19 protein-coding genes and 1 pseudogene are annotated in these 21,323 nt (G+C 74.4%); 12 read left to right on the plus strand and 8 right to left on the minus strand.

Going from position 1 to position 21,323, the window contains the following annotated elements; genetic code table 11:
* Nucleotides 1-27 precede the first annotated feature (27 nt).
* Nucleotides 28-711: an HNH endonuclease gene (locus ABTY40_RS11370; RefSeq protein WP_352059289.1), complete on the plus strand. Its 684-nt coding sequence runs from the start codon at nt 28-30 to the stop codon at nt 709-711.
* Here the strand turns inward: ABTY40_RS11370 and ABTY40_RS11375 are convergent.
* On the minus strand, nt 647-1,849 hold the full coding sequence (locus tag ABTY40_RS11375) for an MFS transporter (protein WP_352059290.1): 1,203 nt from the start codon (nt 1,847-1,849) through the stop codon (nt 647-649). The genes ABTY40_RS11370 and ABTY40_RS11375 overlap by 65 nt on opposite strands.
* Nucleotides 1,850-1,908: 59 nt before the next feature.
* Here ABTY40_RS11375 and ABTY40_RS11380 point away from each other — a divergent pair, with 59 nt between their 5' ends.
* On the plus strand, nt 1,909-2,892 hold the full coding sequence (locus ABTY40_RS11380; protein WP_352059291.1) for an ArsR/SmtB family transcription factor: 984 nt from the start codon (nt 1,909-1,911) through the stop codon (nt 2,890-2,892).
* A gap of 102 nt (nt 2,893-2,994) precedes the next feature.
* On the opposite strand, the gene gcl is transcribed toward ABTY40_RS11380, so the two are convergent.
* Nucleotides 2,995-4,782 carry a glyoxylate carboligase gene (gene gcl / locus ABTY40_RS11385; RefSeq protein ID WP_352059292.1) on the minus strand — a complete coding sequence of 596 codons (1,788 nt, stop codon included), beginning with the start codon at nt 4,780-4,782 and terminating at the stop codon, nt 2,995-2,997.
* Nucleotides 4,783-5,103: 321 nt separating this feature from the next.
* Here gcl and ABTY40_RS30875 point away from each other — a divergent pair, with 321 nt between their 5' ends.
* The 3 genes from ABTY40_RS30875 (at nt 5,104) to ABTY40_RS11405 (ending at nt 7,813) form a co-directional block, all read left to right on the plus strand.
* The gene (locus tag ABTY40_RS30875; protein WP_502990549.1) at nt 5,104-6,375 is read left to right on the plus strand and encodes a hypothetical protein; all 1,272 of its coding nucleotides are present in this window, start codon (nt 5,104-5,106) and stop codon (nt 6,373-6,375) included.
* Between the two features lie 96 nt (nt 6,376-6,471).
* Nucleotides 6,472-7,269 (plus strand): TIGR04222 domain-containing membrane protein, encoded by a 798-nt coding sequence (locus ABTY40_RS11400; RefSeq protein ID WP_352059293.1) that lies wholly within the window; start codon nt 6,472-6,474, stop codon nt 7,267-7,269.
* A 19-nt stretch (nt 7,270-7,288) separates the two neighbouring features.
* Nucleotides 7,289-7,813 (plus strand): GNAT family N-acetyltransferase, encoded by a 525-nt coding sequence (locus tag ABTY40_RS11405; RefSeq protein WP_352059294.1) that lies wholly within the window; start codon nt 7,289-7,291, stop codon nt 7,811-7,813.
* Nucleotides 7,814-7,868: 55 nt separating this feature from the next.
* On the opposite strand, the gene ABTY40_RS11410 is transcribed toward ABTY40_RS11405, so the two are convergent.
* Nucleotides 7,869-9,470 carry an AMP-binding protein gene (locus ABTY40_RS11410; RefSeq protein ID WP_352059295.1) on the minus strand — a complete coding sequence of 534 codons (1,602 nt, stop codon included), beginning with the start codon at nt 9,468-9,470 and terminating at the stop codon, nt 7,869-7,871.
* Nucleotides 9,467-11,158 carry an AMP-binding protein gene (locus tag ABTY40_RS11415; protein ID WP_352059296.1) on the minus strand — a complete coding sequence of 564 codons (1,692 nt, stop codon included), beginning with the start codon at nt 11,156-11,158 and terminating at the stop codon, nt 9,467-9,469. Before ABTY40_RS11415 ends, ABTY40_RS11410 begins: the two co-directional genes overlap by 4 nt.
* Before the next feature lie 91 nt (nt 11,159-11,249).
* Between ABTY40_RS11415 and ABTY40_RS11420 the strand changes: the two genes are divergently transcribed.
* The gene (locus tag ABTY40_RS11420) at nt 11,250-12,065 is read left to right on the plus strand and encodes a helix-turn-helix transcriptional regulator (protein WP_352059297.1); all 816 of its coding nucleotides are present in this window, start codon (nt 11,250-11,252) and stop codon (nt 12,063-12,065) included.
* Between the two features lie 24 nt (nt 12,066-12,089).
* On the opposite strand, the pseudogene ABTY40_RS11425 reads toward ABTY40_RS11420, so the two are convergent.
* Together ABTY40_RS11425 and ABTY40_RS11430 are read right to left on the minus strand one after the other, a co-directional pair.
* A pseudogene (locus ABTY40_RS11425) lies at nt 12,090-12,374 on the minus strand (SUKH-3 domain-containing protein); the annotation flags it as partial.
* A 71-nt stretch (nt 12,375-12,445) separates the two neighbouring features.
* Entirely contained in the window at nt 12,446-13,561 is a 1,116-nt protein-coding gene (locus ABTY40_RS11430; protein ID WP_352059298.1) for a winged helix DNA-binding domain-containing protein, read from the minus strand.
* A gap of 215 nt (nt 13,562-13,776) precedes the next feature.
* On the opposite strand from ABTY40_RS11430, the gene ABTY40_RS11435 reads away from it, so the two are divergent.
* Complete coding sequence (locus ABTY40_RS11435) at nt 13,777-14,901, plus strand: magnesium and cobalt transport protein CorA (RefSeq protein ID WP_352059299.1); 1,125 nt, start codon at nt 13,777-13,779, stop codon at nt 14,899-14,901.
* A 601-nt stretch (nt 14,902-15,502) separates the two neighbouring features.
* The gene (locus tag ABTY40_RS11440; protein WP_345286403.1) at nt 15,503-15,703 is read left to right on the plus strand and encodes a DUF5988 family protein; all 201 of its coding nucleotides are present in this window, start codon (nt 15,503-15,505) and stop codon (nt 15,701-15,703) included.
* A gap of 33 nt (nt 15,704-15,736) precedes the next feature.
* Here the strand turns inward: ABTY40_RS11440 and ABTY40_RS11445 are convergent, their stop codons facing one another.
* Both ABTY40_RS11445 and ABTY40_RS11450 read right to left on the minus strand, forming a co-directional pair.
* Nucleotides 15,737-16,804, minus strand: coding sequence for a lactonase family protein (locus tag ABTY40_RS11445; protein WP_352059300.1), 1,068 nt, complete (start codon nt 16,802-16,804; stop codon nt 15,737-15,739).
* 134 nt (nt 16,805-16,938) lie between these two features.
* On the minus strand, nt 16,939-17,964 hold the full coding sequence (locus ABTY40_RS11450) for a hypothetical protein (RefSeq protein ID WP_352059301.1): 1,026 nt from the start codon (nt 17,962-17,964) through the stop codon (nt 16,939-16,941).
* Between the two features lie 514 nt (nt 17,965-18,478).
* On the opposite strand from ABTY40_RS11450, the gene ABTY40_RS11455 reads away from it, so the two are divergent.
* From ABTY40_RS11455 to ABTY40_RS11470, 4 genes are read left to right on the plus strand one after another with little or no spacing between them, the layout of a single operon-like run.
* Nucleotides 18,479-18,589, plus strand: a complete 111-nt coding sequence (locus ABTY40_RS11455; RefSeq protein ID WP_345286276.1) for a keywimysin-related RiPP — start codon at nt 18,479-18,481, stop codon at nt 18,587-18,589.
* A gap of 25 nt (nt 18,590-18,614) precedes the next feature.
* Nucleotides 18,615-20,489, plus strand: coding sequence for a lasso peptide isopeptide bond-forming cyclase (locus tag ABTY40_RS11460; RefSeq protein ID WP_352059302.1), 1,875 nt, complete (start codon nt 18,615-18,617; stop codon nt 20,487-20,489).
* A gap of 26 nt (nt 20,490-20,515) precedes the next feature.
* Entirely contained in the window at nt 20,516-20,770 is a 255-nt protein-coding gene (locus tag ABTY40_RS11465) for a lasso peptide biosynthesis PqqD family chaperone (protein WP_345286272.1), read from the plus strand.
* On the plus strand, nt 20,767-21,201 hold the full coding sequence (locus ABTY40_RS11470) for a lasso peptide biosynthesis B2 protein (protein ID WP_345286270.1): 435 nt from the start codon (nt 20,767-20,769) through the stop codon (nt 21,199-21,201). The genes ABTY40_RS11465 and ABTY40_RS11470 overlap by 4 nt, the downstream gene beginning before the upstream one ends.
* The last annotated feature ends 122 nt before the right edge of the window (nt 21,202-21,323 follow it).

Genomic DNA, 21,323 nt, shown 5'->3' on the forward strand with positions numbered 1-21,323 from the left:
GCCCCCGGCGCGCGCTATGCACTCCCCATGATCAGGAACTCGTACGCGGTCAGGAATCTGGCGCGCGGGCTCGCCCCGCTCGCGCTGGTCCTCTCCCCGCTCGCCGCCCCCTCCCCCGCCTCCTCCTCCGAGGTGCTCTTCCTCCCGGACGCCCTGGGCCGGCTCACCGAGGCCGCCGAGGCCCCGGGCGGCTTCAAGGAGTCCCACTTCCCGCACTGGAACAAGGGCGAGGACGCGGCCGACGGCTGCGACACCCGGGCCGAGGTGCTCCTCGACGAGGCCGCCGACGCCCCCGCCGTCGGCGCCGGCTGCGCGCTCACGGGCGGCCGCTGGGTCTCGTACTACGACGGCCAGAGCGTGCGCGACCCGGCCGCGCTCCGCGTCGACCACCTCGTGCCGCTCGCGGAGGCCTGGGCGTCCGGGGCCTCCGCCTGGCCGGCGGCCCGCCGCGAGCGGTTCGCGAACGACCAGGGGGCGCCGGGCACGCTCGTCGCGGTCACCGCCCGCAGCCAGAAGGACAAGGCCGGCCGGGACCCCGCCGAGTGGGTGCCCGCGGAGCAGGCCGCCTACTGCCGCTACGTCGGCGAGTGGGTCGGCACCAAGCTGCGGTGGGACCTCAGCGTCGACGCGGCCGAGCTGGAGGCCCTCAAGCTGTTCGCCGACGGGCCGTGCGAAGAGACCGTCGTGGTCCGCTCGACGGCTCCCCGGTGAGCACCAGCGCGAGGGTGACGGCGAGCGAGGCCGCCGCGAGGACGGTGATCGCCGTGGCCGGTGAGGTGAGCTGGGCGACGGCTCCGGCGAGTGCCGCGCCGAGCCCCTGGAGGGCGAGCATGCCGGAGGAGTGCAGCCCGAGGGCGTGGCCGGCCAGCTCCGGCGGGACCAGGGCCGTCAGCCGCTCCTGGTGGAGCAGGCTCGCGCTGTAACCGACGGCCGACACGGTCACGGCCGTGACGGCGAGCGGCAGCCCCGGACCGAGCGCGAAGAGCAGGTACGGGGCCGCCAGCAGCGCCTGGAGCGGCGCCGCGAGCGAGCGGCGCCGCCCGGCCGGCAGGAACCGGCCGACGACGGTGTCCCCGGCCAGCATGCCGAACGCGGCGCAGGCGAACAGGAGCCCCGCGTGCCCGGGGTCGTACGGGACGAAGAGGGACTCGCAGCCGACGACCAGGCCGCCCGGCACCCACAGCGCCAGATACACCCGGCGGCGCGGACGCGAGGACCAGAGCCGGGCGTTGGTCCGCCAGGTCTCGCCCGGCGAGACGCGGCCCGTGGCCCGTGGCGGCCGGTCGCCGAGACCGAACCGGGTGCAGAGGGCGGCCAGCAGATAGCAGCCCGCGCCGGTGAGGACGGCGCCGCGCGGGGAGAGCAGGGCGATGAGCAGGCCACCGGTGGCGAACCCCAGGATCTGGGAGAACCCGGCGGCCATGTTCAGGACCGACCGGCCGAGCAGGTGGTCCTCGCGCGGCAGGATCTCGGCCAGGAGCCCGTACCGGACGCCTCCGCCGAGCGAGGCGACCACCCCCAGGACGAGGAGGAGCGCGAAGACGGCGCCCACCGGCAGTCCGGGCAGCGCCTGGAGCGCGGTGCCGCCCGCGAAGACCAGGGCGATGACGGTCAGGGCGGTACGCGGCGGCAGCCGGTCCGCCGCGGAGAGCAGGGTCGTGGCGCCGAGGAGCTGGGCGAGTGCGGGGCCGAACATGGCGAGGGCCGAGAGCAACGGCGATCCGGTCGCCCGGAGGACGAGGGTGGCGAGGCCGAGGCCGGTCACGGTCTGGGCGGCGGTGTGGGCGGCGCCGCCGAGGAAGAGCGGGGTGAACTCCGGCGTGCGGAAGAGATCGCGGTAGCGGGGCATGGCGCGGAGTCTCACGGGACCGCCGACGCCACCGGTAATGTTTCGCGCGGAGGCGAAACATGGGCTGGTGGCGGATCGGTACGGACACGCTGGCGGCGTGCAGGTTCGTCGTCTCGCCGCTCGCCGAGGCGACCGCGGCCCTGAAGACCCTGCACGCGGCCGCCGCCGCCCACCCGGGCGAGCGGGACTGGCTGGCCGCCCATCTGCCCGCGTACCGGGCGCGCCTCGCCGCGCGGCCGCTGGACGGGCTCCTCGTACGGGCGGCCATCGGCCCCACCTGGAACGCCGACTTCCTGACGCCGACCCCGACGGGCGACCGCGAGCGGTCCTTCGAGGAGGAGGTCGCGGCGGTCAGGGACGCCGGGCCCGGCGGGGCGGTGGAGCAGCTGGAGGTCGCGGTGGGCGGACCCGTGCCGGAGCCGCTGCGCTCGGCGGAGGATCTGCCGCGCCGGATGGCGGACGTCCTGGAGTGGGTGTGGCGGGAGACGGTGCTGCCCGACTGGCCGCGTCGCCGCCGGATCCTCGAGGCCGATGTGGTGGCGCGGACCGCGCGGCTGGCGCGGGACGGCTGGGCGGCGGCGCTCGACGAGCTGTGCCCCGGGAGGACGCGCTGGCTGGGTGACGGCCGGTTGCAGGTCAACCCCCGCGCCTACCCGCCGCGTTCGGTCGACGGCGGCCGGCTGCTCTTCGTGCCCGTGACCCCGGCCCGGGGATGGGTCTCCTGGGAGGGCTCCGAACGGTACGCGGTCGTCTACCCCTGCTCGGGCGCCCTGGCGGACGCGACGGGGACGGTGGTGCCGCGCGCGCTGGGCGCGCTCCTCGGCGGGGCCCGCGCCGGGGTGCTCGTACGGCTCGAATCACCGAAGTCCACCAGCCAGTTGGTGGCGCTCACCGGCCAGGGCCTCGGGTCGGTGGGGCGGCACCTGAAGGTGCTCCTCGACGCCGGGCTCGTCCGCAGGGGGCGGGCGGGCCGGTCGGTCCTGTACGAGTGGACGGAGGCGGGCGCGGTACTGGTACGGGCGCAGCGGGCCGGGGGAAGCTGAAAGACGCGCGCCGCTGACCGGGGCGGCGCCGGGAACGCGCGGAGGCCCCCGCCCCGGTGCTCCTCGGGGCGGGGGCCGGACGGCCCGCTGCTGTCCGTACCGTCAGACCTTGAGGGCCTTGATCGCGGTCGGCGCGTGGCCCGGCTCGGTCGCGAGCTCCTCGAACTCGGTGACGTCGCTCATGTCGACGGTCTTGCTCATCGCGATGTTGGTGATGCGCTCCAGGATCGCCTCGACGACGACCGGGACCCGGAACTCGACGGCCATCTTCTTGGCCTGCTCCAGGGCCTCGCCCAGCTTCTCCGGGTCCTCGACGCGGATCGCCTTGACGCCCAGGCCCTCGGCGACCTTGACGTGGTCGACGCCGTAGACGCCGATCTCGGGGGTGTTGATGTTCTCGAACTCGAGGTTGACCTCGAAGTTGATGCCGAGGCCGCCCTGCGCCTGGCGGATCAGACCGAGGTAGGCGTTGTTCACGAGGACGTGGACGTAGGGGACCTTGTGCTGGGCGGCGACCGCCAGCTCCTCGATCATGAACTGGAAGTCGTAGTCGCCGGAGAGCGCGACGACCGGGGTCTCCGGGTCGGCGGTGGCGGCACCGATGGCGGCCGGGATGGTCCAGCCGAGCGGGCCGGCCTGGCCGCAGTTGATCCAGTGGCGCGGCTTGTAGACGTGCAGGAACTGCGCGGCGGCGATCTGGGAGAGGCCGATGGTGGTGACGTAGCGCGTCTCCGGGCCGAAGGCCTTGTTCATCTCCTCGTACACGCGCTGCGGCTTCATCGGGATGTTCTCGAAGTGCGTGCGGCGCTGGAGGGTGGCCTTGCGCTCCTGCGCGGAGGCGGCCCAGGCGGAGAAGTCCGGCAGCTTGCCGGCGGCCTTCCACTCCTTGGCGATCTCGACGAAGAGCTCCAGGGCGGCCTTGGCGTCGGAGGCGATGCCGTAGTCCGGGGCGAAGATCTTGCCGAGCTGGGTCGGCTCGATGTCGACGTGGACGAACTTCCGGCCCTTGGTGTAGGCCTCCATGTTGTAACCGGTGTGGCGGTTGGCCCAGCGGTTGCCGATGCCGAGGACGAAGTCCGACTCCAGGAAGGTCGCGTTGCCGTAGCGGTGCGCGGTCTGGACGCCGACCATGCCGGCGGCGAGCTCGTGGTCGTCCGGGATGGTGCCCCAGCCCATGAGGGTGGAGATGACCGGGATGTTGGTGAGCTCGGCGAACTCGACCAGGAGGTCGGAGGCGTCGGCGTTGATGATGCCGCCGCCGGCGACGATCAGCGGACGCTCGGACTCCAGGAGGAAGTTCAGCGCCTTCTCGGCCTGGGCGCGGGTGGCCTGCGGCTTGTAGACCGGCAGCGGCTCGTACGTCTCCGGGTCGAACTCGATCTCGGTCAGCTGGACGTCGATCGGGAGGTCGATGAGGACCGGGCCGGGGCGGCCGGAGCGCATCAGGTGGAAGGCCTGCTGGAAGACGCCGGGGACCTGGGCGGCCTCCAGGACGGTCGTCGCGGCCTTGGTGACCGGCTTGGCGATGGTGGCGATGTCGACGGCCTGGAAGTCCTCCTTGTGGAGCTTCGAGACCGGGGCCTGGCCGGTGATGCACAGGATCGGGATCGAGTCCGCGATGGCGGAGTAGAGGCCGGTGATCATGTCGGTGCCGGCCGGGCCGGAGGTGCCGATGCAGACACCGATGTTGCCCGCCTTGGCCCGGGTGTAGCCCTCGGCCATGTGGGACGCGCCCTCGACGTGGCGGGCGAGGGTGTGGCTGACGCCGCCCACGTTCTTGAGCTCGCGGTAGAAGGGGTTGATCGCCGCGCCGGGCACGCCGAACGCGTTGGTGACGCCTTCGCGCTTGAGGATCTCAACGGCCGCTGCGGCGGCGGTCATACGAGGCATGGGAGTGCTCCTGCTTCGGCCGGGCGGAGGCAAGCGGGACTCTCGACTCGGGAGGCTCCATCGCTTGTTTCCGTAATGCGGAAATGCTGTTCTGCTATACGGAAGCAATGTAGGTGGGGGCGCGGGGGCCGTCAAGAGAAGTCCGTACGCCGGGACGACCGATGTGGCCGAACACCCTCCCTCCGGTCCCGCGATGGGTGGACGATGGAGCCGAGCGCGAGGGGGTAGGGAGTGGCCGAGTCGGTGGCGGTGCGTTGTCCGGAGTGCAGGCGGACCCAGGGGTACACGGCACCCGTCTTCCCCTGCGCGTGCGGCAGCCCGGTGGCCCCGCCGGTGATCGCGGGCGCGACGGCCCTGCCGATCACCCACCGGAACTGGACGGACGAGTGGGTCACGGTCCGCTGCCGCGCCTGCGGGCGGGAGGACGACTGGCCGCACCCCGAGCTGGGCTGCGCCTGCGGCGCGGTGCTCCGGGTCCCGGTCCGCGCGGTGGACGGGACGGAACCGGAGGGCGGCTGCCCGGATCACGGGCCCGGGGCGTCCGGCCCTCCGGAGGCACGGGGGGCTTCCGCGGCGTTCGGGTGCGGGGAGGCGGCCGGCGCGGCCGAGGCGCCCGGGCCCCGCGCTCCCGACCCGCGTGACGGCGGGTCCGGCCCCGTGGAGGGGACCGCGCCCGCGCCGGGCGGCACCGGCCCCGTGGCCGGAAACGGCGACGGCGCGCCCGTACCGCCCGTGGCGGGATCCGCTCCCGTCGACGGCGCGCCCCTCGGGCGGGACCCCGGGGCACCACGGCCCAAGGCTCCGCTCACCGGCGGCCCGGGCCCGGTCACCTGCCGGCCCGGCACGGCCGCGGGCGCCGGCACCCCGTCCCGTGCGACCGGACTGCCCGCTCCCTCCGGTACGGGCGCCGGCGACCCGGCCGGTCCTCCGCCCCGCACCGCCGCGCGGACTTCCGGCTCGGACTGGTTCGGCCCGAGCCCCACCGGCCGGACGACCACGGATCCCGGGACGGGAGGGCCGCACCCCGGCGAGGCCGGGGCCGACGGGCCGCCGGGCCCGCGCGGCGGGGAGCCGCTGCCCGAGGGTCCCGCGACGGCGCCCGGCGCGGACCCGGACCGAGCCGCGCCCCGCTCCCCCGCGCCCCGGCCCTTCAGCGAGCGCCATCCCGCCGACCTCCCGCCCCCGCTCGCCGCACCCCGCCCGGGGCCCCTGCGGGCCGCCTTCCGTCCCGTGACGATCAGGACCGCGCGGGACGCGGTGGCGGCGGCCGCCGGATACCTGCGCTGGCTCGGCTTCCGGGACGTGGTCCAGCCCGAGGAGCGCCCGGCCTCGGGAGTGGACCTGCGCGGGCCGGGTCTGGTCGCCCAGGTCAACCCGAGCACCCGGCCGGCCGGGCTGCGGGCCGTCGAGTGCCTCTGGCTGACCGGACTGAGCAGTTCCGCCGTCGGCGTCTTCTTCTCGCTGGCCGGCTACACCCCGGAGGCCCGCGCCCGTGCCGCCGAGATCGGGCTGCCGCTGTTCGTCCTGGACCTCACCGGTACCCCGCAGCCCGTGAACCGCGCGGCCGACGAACTGGCCGAGGGCGGCGCCTGAGCCCCGTACAGCGGGCGCGCCATGTACACGAATTCGGCCAATCGCGCGTGATGATCACGCTTTCCCGGGCAGAACATCCACGGGGGGTGGGGCGTCATGCCGACGGGGACATGGTGGTTCATCGGAGCGGCGTGCGGCGAACTGCTGTGCGCCGCCCTTCTGTTGCATGTCCGGCGAATCCGCAGCGGGGGCGGCCGGTGGGGGGCCGGGGGCCCCGAGCCCTCGCCGCAGGCGCTCGCCATGCTCCGCGGCGGCCCCCGGGCCGCCGTCACGGTCGCGCTCGTGGCCCTTCATCAGCGCGGGGCCGTCGCGGCGGGCCGTAAACGTACGATTCGGGCCAACGGCGGGCCGGGCCGCACCCCCGATCCCCTCCAGCTCGGTGTGCACCGGGCCCTGCGCCGGGCCCTCCCGCTGCGCGAGCTGGTCCCGCGCCCCGAGGTGCGGCGGGCCCTGGACGCGCTCCGGGCCGACCTGGGGCGGGCGGGGCTGCTGCGTCCGCCGAACCGGCGGCGCGCCGCCCGCGGGGTGCTCTGGTGCCTGCTCCCGACGGTGGCCGCCGGGCTGCTCGCCCCGGGCGCGGGGGCCGCGGCCCTCGCGGCCGGCACGGCGGCCGTCCTCGCCGCGGCGGCCCTGCTGCTCGTCCCCCCGGCCACACCGGCGGCCCGGGACCTGCTCGCCGGCCTGCGCGAACGGTATCCGCTGCCCTCGCACCGCAGCGCGGTGACGGACGGACAGCTGGTGCAGCTGTACGTGGCCTTGTACGGCGATCCCGCGCTGGCGCTGTTCCTGCCCCGGTTCTCGCGGGACGGCGGGCTGCTCGACCGTCCCTTCGAGCCCGACGGGAACCGGCCGTCCCGGCGCCCCGGCCACGACGCGGGCGGTGTCCTCCCGTGAGTCCGCGCCATACTGTGGTATGCGCATCAGAACGGCCTCTCCGGCTGAACTTCCGCTGCTCCAGGACATCGAACGGGCGGCCGGTGAGCCCTTCCGTTCCCTCGGTATGACCGCCGTCGCCGACGACGACCCGCTGCCCCTGGACGTCCTGGACACCTACCGCCGCGCGGGTCACGCCTGGGTCGCGGCGGACCCCGACGACCGGCCCGTCGCCTATCTGCTGGCCGAACCCGTGGACGGCGCCGCCCACATCGAGCAGGTGTCCGTCCATCCTGCCGTGGCCCGCCGGGGCATCGGCCGCTCGCTCATCGAGCACCTGGCGTCCGCCGCCCGGGCCCAGGGCCTGGCAGCCCTGACCCTGACCACGTTCGCCGAGGTCCCGTGGAACGCCCCGTACTACGCGCGGCTCGGCTTCCGCCCGCTCGACGACACGGATCCCGCCCTCACCGACGGTCTGCGGGCGATCCGCCGGGCCGAGGCGGCACACGGCCTGGCCGCCTGGCCCCGCGTCTGCATGCGGCGGGAGCTGACCGGCTCCGCCTGAGGCGCGGGCGGGGCGGGTCCCCACCGGCCCGGGCCGCCCCGCCCGTAGGGGAACCTCAGCCGCCGTCCCCGTACCGCTCGCGCAGTTCGACCTTGCGGACCTTCCCGCTCACCGTCATCGGGAACGCGGTCAGGATCTCCAGCCGGCGCGGGATCTTGTAGTGGGCGAGCCGGTCCCGGCAGAAGGCGGTGAGTTCCTCCAGGGTGGGCGGGTCGGCCGGGTCGCGCGGGATCACGCAGGCCAGGATCTCCTCGCCGTACCGCTCGTCCGGCACACCGACGACCTGCACGTCCGTGACCTCCGGGTGCCCGTGGAGGAACTCCTCGATCTCGCGCGGGTACACGTTCTCCCCGCCCCGGATGATCATGTCCTTGATGCGGCCGACGATCCGGACGTATCCGTCCTCCCGCATGACGGCCAGGTCGCCGGTGTGCATCCAGCGTCCGGCGTCGATCACCTCCGCCGTCCGCTCCGGCTCGTCCCAGTAGCCGAGCATCACGCCGTAGCCGCGGGTGCACAGCTCACCGGCGGTGCCGCGCTCCACCGTGAGGCCGGTCGCCGGGTCGACGATCTTCACCTCCACGTGGGGCATGACCCGGCCGACCGTGGCGGTACGGCGTTCCAGGTCGTCGTCGCGGCGGGTCTGGGTGGAGACGGGCGAGGTCTCCGTCATGCCGTAACAGATGGACACCTCCGCCATGTTCATCTCGGCGACCACCCGCTTCATCACCTCCACCGGGCAGGGCGAGCCCGCCATGATCCCGGTGCGGAGGCTGGACAGGTCGTAGGAGGCGAAGTCGGGCAGGTTCAGCTCCGCGATGAACATCGTCGGCACGCCGTACAGGGAGGTGCAGCGCTCGTCCTGGACCGCGCGGAGCGTGGCCGCCGCGTCGAAGGACGGCGCCGGGATCACGATGCAGGCGCCGTGCGAAGTGGCCGCGAGATTCCCCATGACCATGCCGAAACAGTGGTAGAACGGCACGGGGACGCAGATCCGGTCCCGTTCCGTGTAGGCGATCATCTCCCCCACGAAGTAGCCGTTGTTGAGGATGTTGTGGTGGGAGAGCGTGGCCCCCTTGGGGAAGCCCGTGGTCCCCGAGGTGTACTGGATGTTGACGGGCTCGTCGCAGGAGAGCGGTTCCGGCCGCGACTCCCCGGCCGTACGGGCGAGCAGCGCGTCCCAGCTCGGGTCGCCGAAGTACACCGTCTCCCGCAGCGCGGGGCACTCGCCGCGCACCCGCTCGACCATGGCCCGGTAGTCGCTGGTCCGGTGCGCGAGCGAGGCGAAGAGGAACGAGACGCCGGCCTGCCGCAGGACGTAGGAGAGTTCGTGGGCCCGGTAGGCCGGGTTGATGTTCACCATGATCGCCCCGATGCGGGCGGTGGCGTACTGGACGAGGACCCATTCGGCGCAGTTCACGGCCCAGATGCCGACCCGGTCACCTTTGCGCACCCCGCTGCCGAGGAGCGCCCCGGCCAGCCGGTCCACGTCGGCGCCGAAGCGGGCGTAGGTCCAGCGGCGGCCGGTCGGCAGATCGACCAGCGCCTCGCGCTCGGGCCACCGGGCGACGGCCCGGTCGAGGCTCGCGCCGATGGTGTCGCCGAGAAGCGGGGTGGCGTCGGCCCCGTGCGCGTACGAGAGGTTCGGTGCCGTCACGACAGGTCGCCCTCCGCGAACTCCGGGCCCGTGGAGGCGCCTTCGGCGGTCAGCCGGCGCAGTTCGACCCGGCGGATCTTGCCGGAGACGGTCTTGGGGAGGTCGGCGAACTCGATGCGCCGGACGCGCTTGTACGGGGCGAGGACGGACCGGGCGTGCGCGAAGATCAGCTTCGCCGTGTCGGCGTCGGGCTCCCAGCCCTCCGCGAGGACGACGTACGCCTTGGGGACGGCGAGCCGCACCGGGTCGGGCGCGGGGACGACGGCGGCCTCGGCCACGGCCTCGTGCTCCAGGAGCGCGCTCTCCAGCTCGAAGGGACTGATCTTGTAGTCCGAGGCCTTGAAGACGTCGTCCGCCCGGCCCACGTAGTGGATGTACCCGTCCTCGTCCAGGGTCCCGATGTCACCGGTGCGGTAGTAGCCGCCGGCCATCGCCTCCGCCGTCCGCTCCGGGTCGCCGTGGTAGCCGGTCATGAGGCCCACCGGGTCGGCGGACAGGTCGAGGCAGATCTCGCCCTCGGTGGCACCGGGCCGGCCGGTCACCGGGTCGAGGAGCGTCACCCGGAAGCCCGGGCTCGGGCGGCCCATCGACCCTTCCTTGAGGCGCTGGCCGGGACTGTTGGACACCTGTACGGCTGTCTCCGTCTGGCCGAAGCCGTCCCGGATGGTGACGCCCCAGGCGCGCCGCACCGATTCGATGACCTCGGGGTTGAGCGGTTCTCCGGCGGCGACGACCTCGCGCGGCGGGGTCCTGAGGAGGCCCAGGTCGGCCTGGATCAGCATCCGCCACACGGTGGGCGGGGCGCAGAAGCTGGTCACCCCGTGGCGGTCCATCTCGCGCATGAGGCGCGCCGGGTCGAAGCGGGTGTAGTTGTGGATGAAGACGGTCGCCTCCGCGTTCCACGGCGCGAAGAGGTTCGACCAGGCGTGCTTGGCCCAGCCGGGCGAGGAGATGTTCAGGTGCACGTCGCCGGGCCGCAGGCCGATCCAGTACATGGTCGCCAGATGTCCCACCGGGTAGGAGGTGTGGGTGTGCTCGACGAGCTTGGGGCGCGCGGTGGTGCCGGAGGTGAAGTAGAGCATCAGGGTGTCGTCGGCGAGCGTCACGCCGTCGGGCTCGAACTCCGCCGGTTCCCGGGCGGCGTGCTCGTACCCGAGCCAGCTCACCCCGTTCCCGCCGACCGCGATCCGGGTGTAGTCGCCGGGCACCTCGTCGAACTTGGCGGTGTCCTCGGCGCGCACGATCACATGCCGCGCGCGGCCGCGCTCCACCCGGTCGCGCAGATCGGCGGGGCCGAGGAGCGGGGTGGCGGGGATGACGACCGCGCGCAGCTTCATCGCGGCGAGCATCGTCTCCCACAGCTCGGCCTGGTTGCCGAGCATCACGACGATCCGGTCACCGGCGCGGACGCCCTGGGCGCGCAGCCAGTTGGCGACCCGGTTGGAGCGGGCGGACATCTCGGCGAAGCTGATCCGCGTCTCGACGCCGTCCTCCTCCACGATGTGCAGGGCGGTGCGGTCGTTGCCCTCGGCGATGACGTCGAACCATTCGAGCGCCCAGTTGAAGCGCTCCGGGCGGGGCCAGGCGAAGCCCTCGTACGCCGTCTCGTAGTCCTCGCGGTGCAGGAGCAGGAAGTCCCGGGCGGTCCGGAACCTCTCCGTGGCGTCCGTCGCCCTCGTTGCCGTCATGTCTCCTCCTCGTTGCGGGACCGGTCCCACCCATCGTGTAATCGGTGACCCAGGTCTCACTACCCCCGTTCGGGGGTGAAGGAGTGGTTCCGTGGCCGAGCGGATCGAAACGGTGGAGCTGCGCGGGGCGCTGCTGCGGCTGCGCCGTGCCAGCGGGCTGCCCGTCGTCTTCGGCGGGCTGCTCCAGGAGGGCCGCACGATGCGGATCGCGGAGCTCAGCGGGGCGGTGACCCCGGCGCTGCGCGGGCTCGCCGTCTCGACCGGTTCCGGGCTCGGTGGGAAGTGCCTGGCCCTGTCCCGGCCGTGCGCGGTCACGGACTACCGTTCGGCGCGGCACATCACCCACGAGTACGACGGGCCGGTGGCGGCGGAGGGCCTGCGCGCGGTGATCGCGGTGCCGGTGATCGTCCGCCGTACGGTGCGCGGGGTGCTGTACGGGGCCCTGCGCGACGCGCTGCCGATCGGTGAGCGGGTCTTCGACGCGGCGGTCGCGGCGGCCCGGGACGTCGAACAGGCCCTGGCCGTACGGGAGGAGGTCCGCGACCTGCTCGCCCCACCGCCCCCGGTCCCTTCCCGGGAGCAGGTCCGCCAGGCCCACGGCGAACTGCGGGGCCTGCTGCCCCGGGTGACCGACCCGGACCTCCGCGCGCGGCTGCTCGCCGTCTGCGGCCGTCTGGAGTCGGCCGCCGGCGCGCCCCCCGGGCCGCCCTCGGTGACGCTGACCCCCCGCGAGACGGACGTCCTCGCGGCGGTCGCCTCGGGCGCCACGAACGCGGCGGCGGCCCGGCGTCTCGGCCTCAGTCCGGAGACGGTGAAGGGCTACCTGCGCTCGGCGATGCGCAAACTCGGCGCCCACACGCGACTGGAGGCGGTGGTGGCGGCTCGGCGGGCGGGGATCCTGCCGTAGGCCGCGACCGCCCGGGGCTCGCCGTCACCGGTCGGGGCGGTCCTGCCCGTGGCCGTCCCGCGCGCGGGCGGCCGGGTCGCCGTTCCCGCAGCGGTGCCGGACGACGTGGTCCGCCGCGTCCTGCTGGGGGCCGCGCAGCAGACAGCTGACGGCCTGGTAGGGGTCCGCTCCGAGGAAGGAGGGGCCGGTGTGGTGCGGGAGGAAGAACCGTCCGGTGTCGTCGATGAGGACCATCGCGCCGTCGAATTCCTCGTAGCCGACGGGAAAGAGCCTCCTGCCCAGATCCCGGGCGAGTTCGGCGACGTCATTCTCGGCATGGCGGGTGCTCCCTCCCGGTCGGGGACGCGGTGCGCCGGCCCCATGGTGGCCACCGTCCGGGCCTACCCCTCCTGCGAGAAGACGATGTCGTACGGCACGCCCTCCGACACGGTGATCCGGAGGGTCCGTTCGGCCTCGGCGGTGAGGGCGGTGCGCTGGGCGGACGTCACGGGGGCGAAGGGCTCGACGGTGAGGGTGGTCCTGTCCTTCTCCTCGGCGAGGTGCCAGATCCCGGCGAGGAACCCGTCGAGCAGGAACACGCGGTGGGCCTGGTTGCCGGTCCAGGTGCGGGTGCGGTGGGCGGGCGGCACGACGCGGGTGCGGTCGGCGTGGGAGAGCAGCAGGTTGTCGAACTCGGGCAGGAAGCGGGGCGGGGCGGGGGTGTCCTCGTCGGGGCGGGGCGCGTCGGGGAGGTCGAAGAGCTCGGTGCCGTGCTCGTCCCGGAAGGCGAGGAGCCGGGGCCGCAGCCGCTCGAAGGCGGGGCGGAGCCGGGTGAGACCGCACCAGGTCTGCATGTCCTTGACGGAGGCGGGACCGAAGGCGGCGAGGTACCGCAGGACGGTTGCCTCGGGGTCGGCCGGCCCGAAGGCGGGTACGTCGAACCAGTCGTCGGCGGTGGTGAGGGCGACCCGTCCGGAGCGGCCCCAGAGACCGCGCGGGGTGACCTGGACGAGCGGGAGGAGACAGCGGGCCGCGACCGAGAGGGACTGCGGGTCGGCGTCGGGCCAGTCGCGCAGGAGTTCCTCGCGCAGTTCCTTCGGGGTGCGCGGCCGCTCCTCGACGAGCGCGCGGGAGCGGGCGGCGAGCCGGTCCAGGTCCACCCCGGCGAGGCCCTTGCGGAACAGGGACAGCTCGCGGTCGATGGCCCCGGCCTGCACGAACCCGCGCAGGGCGACCGCGTCCCGGGCCGTGTGGGTGTGGACGGTCGAGCGCAGGGTCACGATGCGGGCGACGGTACGGGACTCCATGAGCCCCGACAGATCGGCGGGCCGGAAGCCGTCGAGGCGGGCGGCGAGCGCGTAGTACGGGGGTTTGGTGTTCTGCGCCTGGAGCCCGACCAGGTGGTCGACGGCCTGCTCGGCGGTGAGCGGCGCGCGGCGCAGCAGCAGCTGACGGTCGAGGGTGGCCCGGTTCAGGGCGCGGGGACCGAGGACCGGGTACGTCGTCGTGGAGGCCATGCCCGGGACGGTACTCGCGCTCCCGGGGAGGGAGGAGCCACGGGGGCGGGGGGCACGCGGCGCGGTGCGGGTCCCGGGCCGCGGCGGGCGAGAGGGCGGGTGCGGCCGGTGAGCGGTGCCGGGTGGTGGCCGGGTCCGTGCGGGGCGCCGGGCCGGGCTTGCCCGGCCCCGATATCCTGCGGGAACGTGCCCGGAGATCCAGGAGGTGAGGGTCCGTGCCCGACCGCCGCCCCCGCGCCACCCGGCGCCGCCCGTCCGAACCGGCCACCGCGCCGTCCCCCGCTCCGGCGGCGCCGTCCGCGCCCGCACGCGGCGACGGTCCGAGCGTCGTCCAGGCGAGCCTCTACCGGGACGGCCGGCGGGTCGCCTCCCCCGCCACGCTCGCGGAAACCTTCCGGCAGCTGCGGGAGCACCCCGACGGCATGGCCTGGATCGGTCTCCAGCGGCCGACGGCGCAGGAACTGCACTCCCTGGCGGCCGAGTTCGACCTGCACGAGCTCGCCGTCGAGGACGCGATGGAGGCCCACCAGCGCCCGAAACTGGAACGGTACGGCGACACCCTCTTCGTCGTCCTGCGCGCCGCTCGCTACCTCGACGCGCAGGAGGAGGTCGAGTTCGGGGAACTGCACGTCTTCGTCGGCCCGGACTTCGTCATCACGGTCCGCCACAGCGCGGCCCCCGACCTCTCCGCCGTCCGCCGCCGCATGGAGGCGGACCCGGACCTGCTGGCCCTCGGCCCGGAAGCGGTCCTCTACGCGATCCTCGACGCGGTGGTGGACGGCTACGCCCCCGTCGTCGCGGGCGTCCAGAACGACATCGACGAGATCGAGACGGAGGTCTTCGGCGGCGACCCGGCGGTCTCCCGCCGCATCTACGAACTCTCCCGGGAGATGGTGGAGTTCCAGCGCGCCACCCGTCCCCTGGTCGGCATGCTCCACGGCCTGATGGCGGGCTTCGCCAAGTACGGCACGGACGAGGAACTCCAGCGCTACCTCCGTGACGTCGCCGATCACGTCACCCACACCAGCGAACGCGTCGACGGCTTCCGCCAGGCCCTCACGGAGATCCTGACGGTCAACGGCACCCTGGTCACCCAGCAGCAGAACGCCGAGATGCGGGCTCTGGCCGAAGCCGGATTCGAACAGAACGAGGAGATCAAAAAGATTTCCGCCTGGGCGGCGATCCTCTTCGCCCCCACCCTGGTGGGAACCATCTACGGCATGAATTTCGACCACATGCCGGAGCTGCACTGGGTGGGCGGCTACCCCTTCGCGATCCTCCTCATGGCCGTGGTGTGCACGAGCCTGTACGTCATCTTCAAGCGGCGGGACTGGCTGTAGGCCGACGCCCTGAGCCCCGGGGGGCCGGCTCGCCGGGGGGCACGTCGTCTCCTCCGGAGTCGAGGACTGCGTCGGGCCTTCGGCGGGTCCGCGTGCTCACCCGCCGTCCGTACGAGCGGGTGCCGGCGGGCGGGTGAGGGAGGGGTTTCCTGGGGAGTCTGCGGCGGGACGGTCCGTCATCGCCGATCGTCCGATGTGACCTCCGCCCCGGAAGGAGCCCCCGTTGGCCACACCTCCCCCGTGGGACACCATCGGCCGCCTCGCCGGCCTCTTCACGGCCCTGGACACAGCACGGGGCATCCCTCCCGAACAGCAGTGGACCCTGCAGGTCCTGAAGCTGGCCGAGGAGGTCGGCGAATCGGCGCAGGCCGTGATCGGGGCCATGGGCACCAACCCCCGGAAGGGGCGGAGCCACACGTGGCGGCACGTGCAGGAGGAGGTCGCGGACACCGCCATCACCGGCCTCGTGGCGCTGTACCGGATGCTCGGCGACGAGGCGCCGGCCTTCCTCGACCGGATGCTCGCCGAGAAGGCCGGCGCGTTCCTCCCGTACGCGGGCGCCCCGGGTGCGGCCGGCGGCGCCCGTGGTGAGACTGGTGCCATGGCGCACAAGGTGTTTCTGGAAGGCGGGCCGGACGAGCTGCCCGAGCGGGTCGTCCCGGCCGCGAACCCCGGTGAGGACGTGAAGATCCCCCACCGGGGCGGTTACGAACACTTCAGGGAGACGCCGCGCCGTCAGGACACGGCGGAGGGCACCCTGCGGGTGTACGAGTGGTGGGAACGGACCGAGGTCGCCGAGTGAGCACCGGCGGGCTCCCGGCCGGGGCCCGCCCGCTCAGGCGAGGACGAGACAGGCTGCGGCCGGCACCGCCACCGCTCCGGCGCGGACGAGACGGCCGGTCTCCGGGTCCGCGTGGAACCAGGTGATGTCGCCGGACCATTCGTTGACGACGTAGACACGGCGCCCCGACGCGTCGGTCACCAGGTCGCGCGGCCAGCTGCCGCCGCACCCGACGGCGTCGACGAGCTGCGGTTTCTCGGCGTCGCCGGTGAGGTCGAAGGTGAGGACGCGGTCGCTGCCCCGCACGGCGGCCCGGACGAAGCGCCCGTCGGGTGAGACGGACACGACGGAGGGGTAGGCCCGTTCGCCGGCGGCGAGCCCCGTCGTGTCGACGGCGACCTCCGCGAGCGGTTCCAGCCGCCCGGCCTCCGCCTCCCAGCGGCACACCGTCATCTGCGGCTCCAGCTCGTGCAGGACGTACACCACCGCGCCGTCCGGGTGGAACGCCAGGTGGCGGGGCCCGGAGCCGGCGCGCAGGGCCGTCTCGGCGTGCACCCGCAGCGCCCCCGTCTCCCGGTCGAGCGCGCAGACCCGTACGGAATCGGTTCCCAGGTCCACGCTCAGCACCCACCGCCCGCCGGGGTCGGGCAGCACCTGGTGCGCGTGGGGGCCCCGCTGCCGCTCGGGGTCCGGCCCGGATCCCCGGTGCGCCAGCACCACCGGCGGTCCGGTGAGGCTCCCGTCCTCCCGCACCGACAGGGTGCCGACACCGCCGGAACCGTAGTGCGCGGTCAGGACCCGGCCTCCCACGACGTCGACGTACGCGGGCCCCTCCCCGCCCACTTCCACGGCCGGGCCCAACGGGGTCAGCCTCTCCCCCTCGGCCCGCAGGGCCGCCACCGCGCCCCGCTCCGTGTCGCTCGCCGCGTACAGGACCCCGGTGCCGGGGTCGAGCGCCAGCCAGGAGGGGTTCTCGACCGTCGCCACCGTCGCCCGGGGCACCAGCGCCCCGTCCTCGTCCCTCACCTCGGCGACGGTGATCCCGTCGCCGCCCCCGGCCGTGAACGACCCGATGTACGCCCACCGGCCCCCGCCCCGGCCGCCGTGTTCCGCGCTGACCACCACAGGTCCACCTCTCGTCGCTTCGTCGCACTCGGCGACGCCCAACGACGGCTCGGACGCCCGGTCACCGCCCCTTGCTCCATTCACCACGCGGCGTCACTCGGTGGGGGCCGGCCGGTACGGGGGCCTGCCGGTCAGGCCCAGTACGCGGCCCGTATCTCCCCCTCCACGACGTCGCGGCGCGGCAGCCGCAGACCGAGGGAGGTCTCCAGGGCGTGGAAGTACAGCGCGTACGTGTCGGTCAGCTCGGGGTGGTCCAGCTCGGCCCGGCGTATCGCCCGGTTGAGGTGGTCCAGTTCGCCGCCCCGGGGGTAGGGGGCGCGGCCGCGCTCGTACCAGATCAGCTCCAGCATGCCCAGGCCGTCGTCGACGCGGCGGCCGTCCCGGTCGTGGTCGAAGGTGTAGATGGCCTTCGCCGTGGTGGCGCTGAGCCGGACGCTCTCGGTGATGCCGAGCGACCGGTAGGCCTCCTTGTCGGCGAAGGCGCCCGGCGGCGTGTCGTGGTGCAGCAGGTACGTCCAGCCGCCCGCCTGCCCGAAACAGCAGCTCTCCCACTGCCGGTCCGCGTGGGTCCGGCCGCCGTCCACCGCCGTCAGGTCCTTCAGGCGCGTGCCTGCCGCGACCTGGGCGGGATCGGCCCCGTAGAGCAGGGCCAGCCGCTCGGCGTCGACGGGCTCGCCGGGCGCCGCGCGGAAGAAGGCGAGGGTCGTGTACGGCGCCTGTTCGCGCCAGGACCGGGCGATCCAGGCGAACCCCTCCAGCGGGTCGCGCCCGCACGCGCCGACCGTCCCCGGGTCGTCCAGGCCGCCGCCACGGAACCGGCGGCCCCACACGGGATCGATCCGATCCAGCGCACCGGCCGCCTCGCCGGGGCCGCCGGCGCTCCGGAGCACCGCGTCCTCGGCGATCAGGTACAGCACCTGCCCGAGGTCACGGGTTGCGAAGACCTGCTGGTACGGCCCGTGATGGCCGCGCACGGTGCCGTCCTCGTCGACGACCAGGCACAGGCCGCCGTCCGCCACCTCCTCGGCGTGCTCGGCCAGCTCCTCCAGCGCGTCGTCCGACCGCGCCACGGGCGGCAGCGCGGCACCGTGGAGCAGGTCGTGTCCGGCGGCCGTCCGCTGCCAGGCCTCCGCGAGTGTCCGCTCGGTGATCTTCATGGGCCTCAGCATAGGAACACCCACCGACAACGGGCCGGGCAGCGGGGACCAAGGGCTCCCGGAGGGCCGGAGTCGGCGGCGTCTGCCGTCGGGATCCGGCCATTCGTCCGGGGTCGGCTCCGGAGAGAACCCACCGGAACGGGTCCGGGCGGCGCCGGGGGGCCGGGGAACCTGTGCCACCGGCGTGCGCCCCTTCGGGTTCTCCCGTGAGGCTCGGCGGGGGCCGGTCAGCGCGAGCGCACCGTGCGGCGCGCGGGAGGGCGGGAGGCGTCAAGGGGCGCGTGCGGGCCGCCGTTTCGCGCCCGGTGACAGATTCGGCCATCGCACTAAATCGACCGATAGTCCTACTTTCTCGGGCGCTCTTGTTGTGGCTCGGCTCCGTGCGCATAGCTGGATACACGCACCGCTTCCTCGTCCGGGGCTCCCGATGAGCCCCGGCCGGCTCGCCGCGGACCGGCTACCGGTTCGCGGACGGCCAGGGAGGCGGACGTACAGCCGCACCTGAGGAGAGGTCATGAAGAAGGCATACGAGGCGCCGACGCTCGCCAAGCTCGGGTCGTTCCGGAAGAAGACGGGGCTCCTCCAGAGCTCCGGCAACGACCGGCTCATCCTGAGCAAGAACTGACGACCGACGGCTCCGACCCGACGTCATGACTGAACTGCACGAGAGTGCGGGGACGGGCCCCGGCGACGCGCACTTCGCGGTCTTCACCGACCGTGCGGACGCGGCCGCCGTGGCCCGCTCCTTCTCGCGCCCCGGGACACGTGTCCTGGCACACCCCTCGGGACGGCCCTGGCTGGTGGGGCGGTGGCACGACCAGGAGCTCGTGACCGCGCACGCCGGCCGCGCGGCCCTCGCCGTCATCGGCTGCTGTCCTGTGGACGCCGCCGAGCTGGAGCGCCGTGCCGCGCGGCTGTCCGACCTCGCCCAGCTCGACGCCCTGGCACGGACGCTGCCCGGGAGCTTCCACCTCGTCGGCGCGCTCGACGGACGGCTCCGCGTGCAGGGCACCGCGTCCGGGCTCCGGCTGGTGTTCCACGCCGCCGTGGGTGGGATACGGGTGGCCGCCAGCCGCGCCGACGTGCTCGCCGCGGCGCTCGGTGCCGAACCGGACCCGGAGCAGGTGGCGGTGCGGCTGTTGTGGCCGGTCCCCCACCCGCTCGCCGAGACCCCGATGTGGCGGGGCGTGACCGCCGTGTCCCCCCAGGACGCGCTGATCGTCGCCCCGGACGGCAGGACCGTACGCCACTCGGCCTGGTGGACACCCCCCGAGCCGGTGCGGACGCTCGCCGCCGGCGCACCCGCCGTCAGGGAGGCCCTGACCGCGGCGGTGGACGCCCGTACGGCCCCGGGCGGGGTGGTCAGCTGCGACCTGTCCGGCGGCCTGGACTCCACCTCCGTCTGCTTCCTCGCCGATCGCTCCCCCGCCCGCGTGGTGGCCAGCACCTGGCCGGGGCGCGACCCCGCCGACACCGATCTGTACTGGGCAGAGCAGGCCGCCCGCGCCATGCCCGGGATCGAGCATGTCGTGTGGGACGCCGACGCCTCACCGCTCGTGTACGAGGACCTGCTGGCGATCGACGACCTGCTGGACGAACCCACCATCGGCGTCATGGACCGCTCACGCGTCCTGCACCACCTGCCGGCCATGGCCGAGCGCGGCAGCCGGCTGCACCTGACGGGCATCGGGGGCGACCACGTCGCCTGGTGCTCCGAGGCGTACTACCACCGGCTGGCGCGCACCCGGCCCCTGTTCGCCCTGCGCCAGCTGCGGGGTTTCCGCGCCCTGTGGCAGTGGCCGCTGGGCGAGACGGTCCGCGCGCTGGCCGACGCCCGGCCGTACGGCACGTGGCTCGGCGACGCCGCCGGGCAGCTGCGCGCGCCACTGCCCGCGACGGTGCGCACCGGTCTCGGCTGGGGCATGCCGCCCCGGATCTTCGACTGGGTCACCCCCGACGCCGAGCGGATGATCGGCCGGGTCCTGCGCGAGGCCGCCGGGAGCGCCGCTCCACTCCACCCGGACCGCGGGCTGCACGCCGATCTCGACCAGATCCGTGCCTGCACGCGGATCATCCGCCAGTGGGACCGGATGGCGGCACGCGCCGGGGTGCCGATGGCCTCGCCGTTCCTGGACGACCGCGTCATCGAGACCTGTCTCGCGGTCCGGCCGGACGAACGGGTCACGCCCTGGCGGTACAAGCCGCTCCTGACGGCGGCGATGAGCGGGATCGTCCCCGAGCCGTGCCTGCGCCGCACGACGAAGGCCGCCGCGTCCATGGACGCCTCCAACGGCCTGCGTGAACACCGCGCCGACCTGATGGCGCTGTGGGAGGACTCGCGTCTCGAACAACTCGGCCTGGTCGACGGCGAGACCCTGCGCCGACTCGCCCGGCGCCCGTCCACACCCGAACTGCGCGACGCGATCCTCTACTCGACCATCGCGGCCGAAGTGTGGCTGCGCGGCCTGTCCCGGCCCACGGACCCGGCGGTCACCACCGGGACCGGTACCGGGAACCGGCCCTGAACTCCTCACAGGAAGGTACGCACACCATGGCCTTGCGGTTCGGCGCCGGCGTCTCCACGGCGGACACCGACTACGGCACGGTGCTCCTGGACGAACGCTCCGGCGAGTACTGGGAGTTGAACCCCACCGGCTCCCTGGTGGTCAGGACGCTCATGGCGGGCGGCGACGAGGCCGACGCGGTCGCCGCCCTCACCGGCGAGTTCGAGATCGAGCCCGCGCAGGCGCGCCACGACGTCGAGGCGCTCGTGCGGCAGCTGCGCACCTCCGGGCTGGCCGCGTGACGACCCCCAGCGCCCTGGAGCGCCCGACCGGCGTCCCGGTGGTGTGGCGCCTGGCCGCCCGGCTGGTCCTGCTGCCGGCGATCGGGCTGTCCTTCCTGCCGCCCCGCCGGATCCGTTCCGTGCTCGGCCTCGCGCGCCGCGGCGCCGCGCCCGCCACCACCGCGCGGGCCGCGCGCGCCCGCAGCGCCATGTGCGCGGTGAGCCTGCGCTGCGCCGGTCCCAAGGGCTGCCTGCCGCGTTCGCTGGGAGCGGCGCTGCTCTGCCGTCTGACGGGGACCTGGCCGACCTGGTGCACGGGGGTGCGGGTGGTGCCGCCGTTCACCGCGCACGCCTGGATCGAGGCGGACGGCCGGCCCGTCGACGAGGGCGTGCCCGACGACTACTTCACCCGGCTCATCACGGTCGCCCCCGTGCGCCGGCCGGCCCCGTGACCGACACCACCCCGCGCGGCGCGGACGCGACCACGACGGCGGACGCCCCGGTCCCGGAGGGGACCACGACGGCGGACGCCCCGGCCCCGGACGGGGGCGCCGAGAAGGGCGACCGGTCCACG

The sequence above is a fragment of the Streptomyces sp. NPDC126503 genome, from assembly GCF_040302405.1.
GTDB lineage: Bacteria > Actinomycetota > Actinomycetes > Streptomycetales > Streptomycetaceae > Streptomyces > Streptomyces gulbargensis.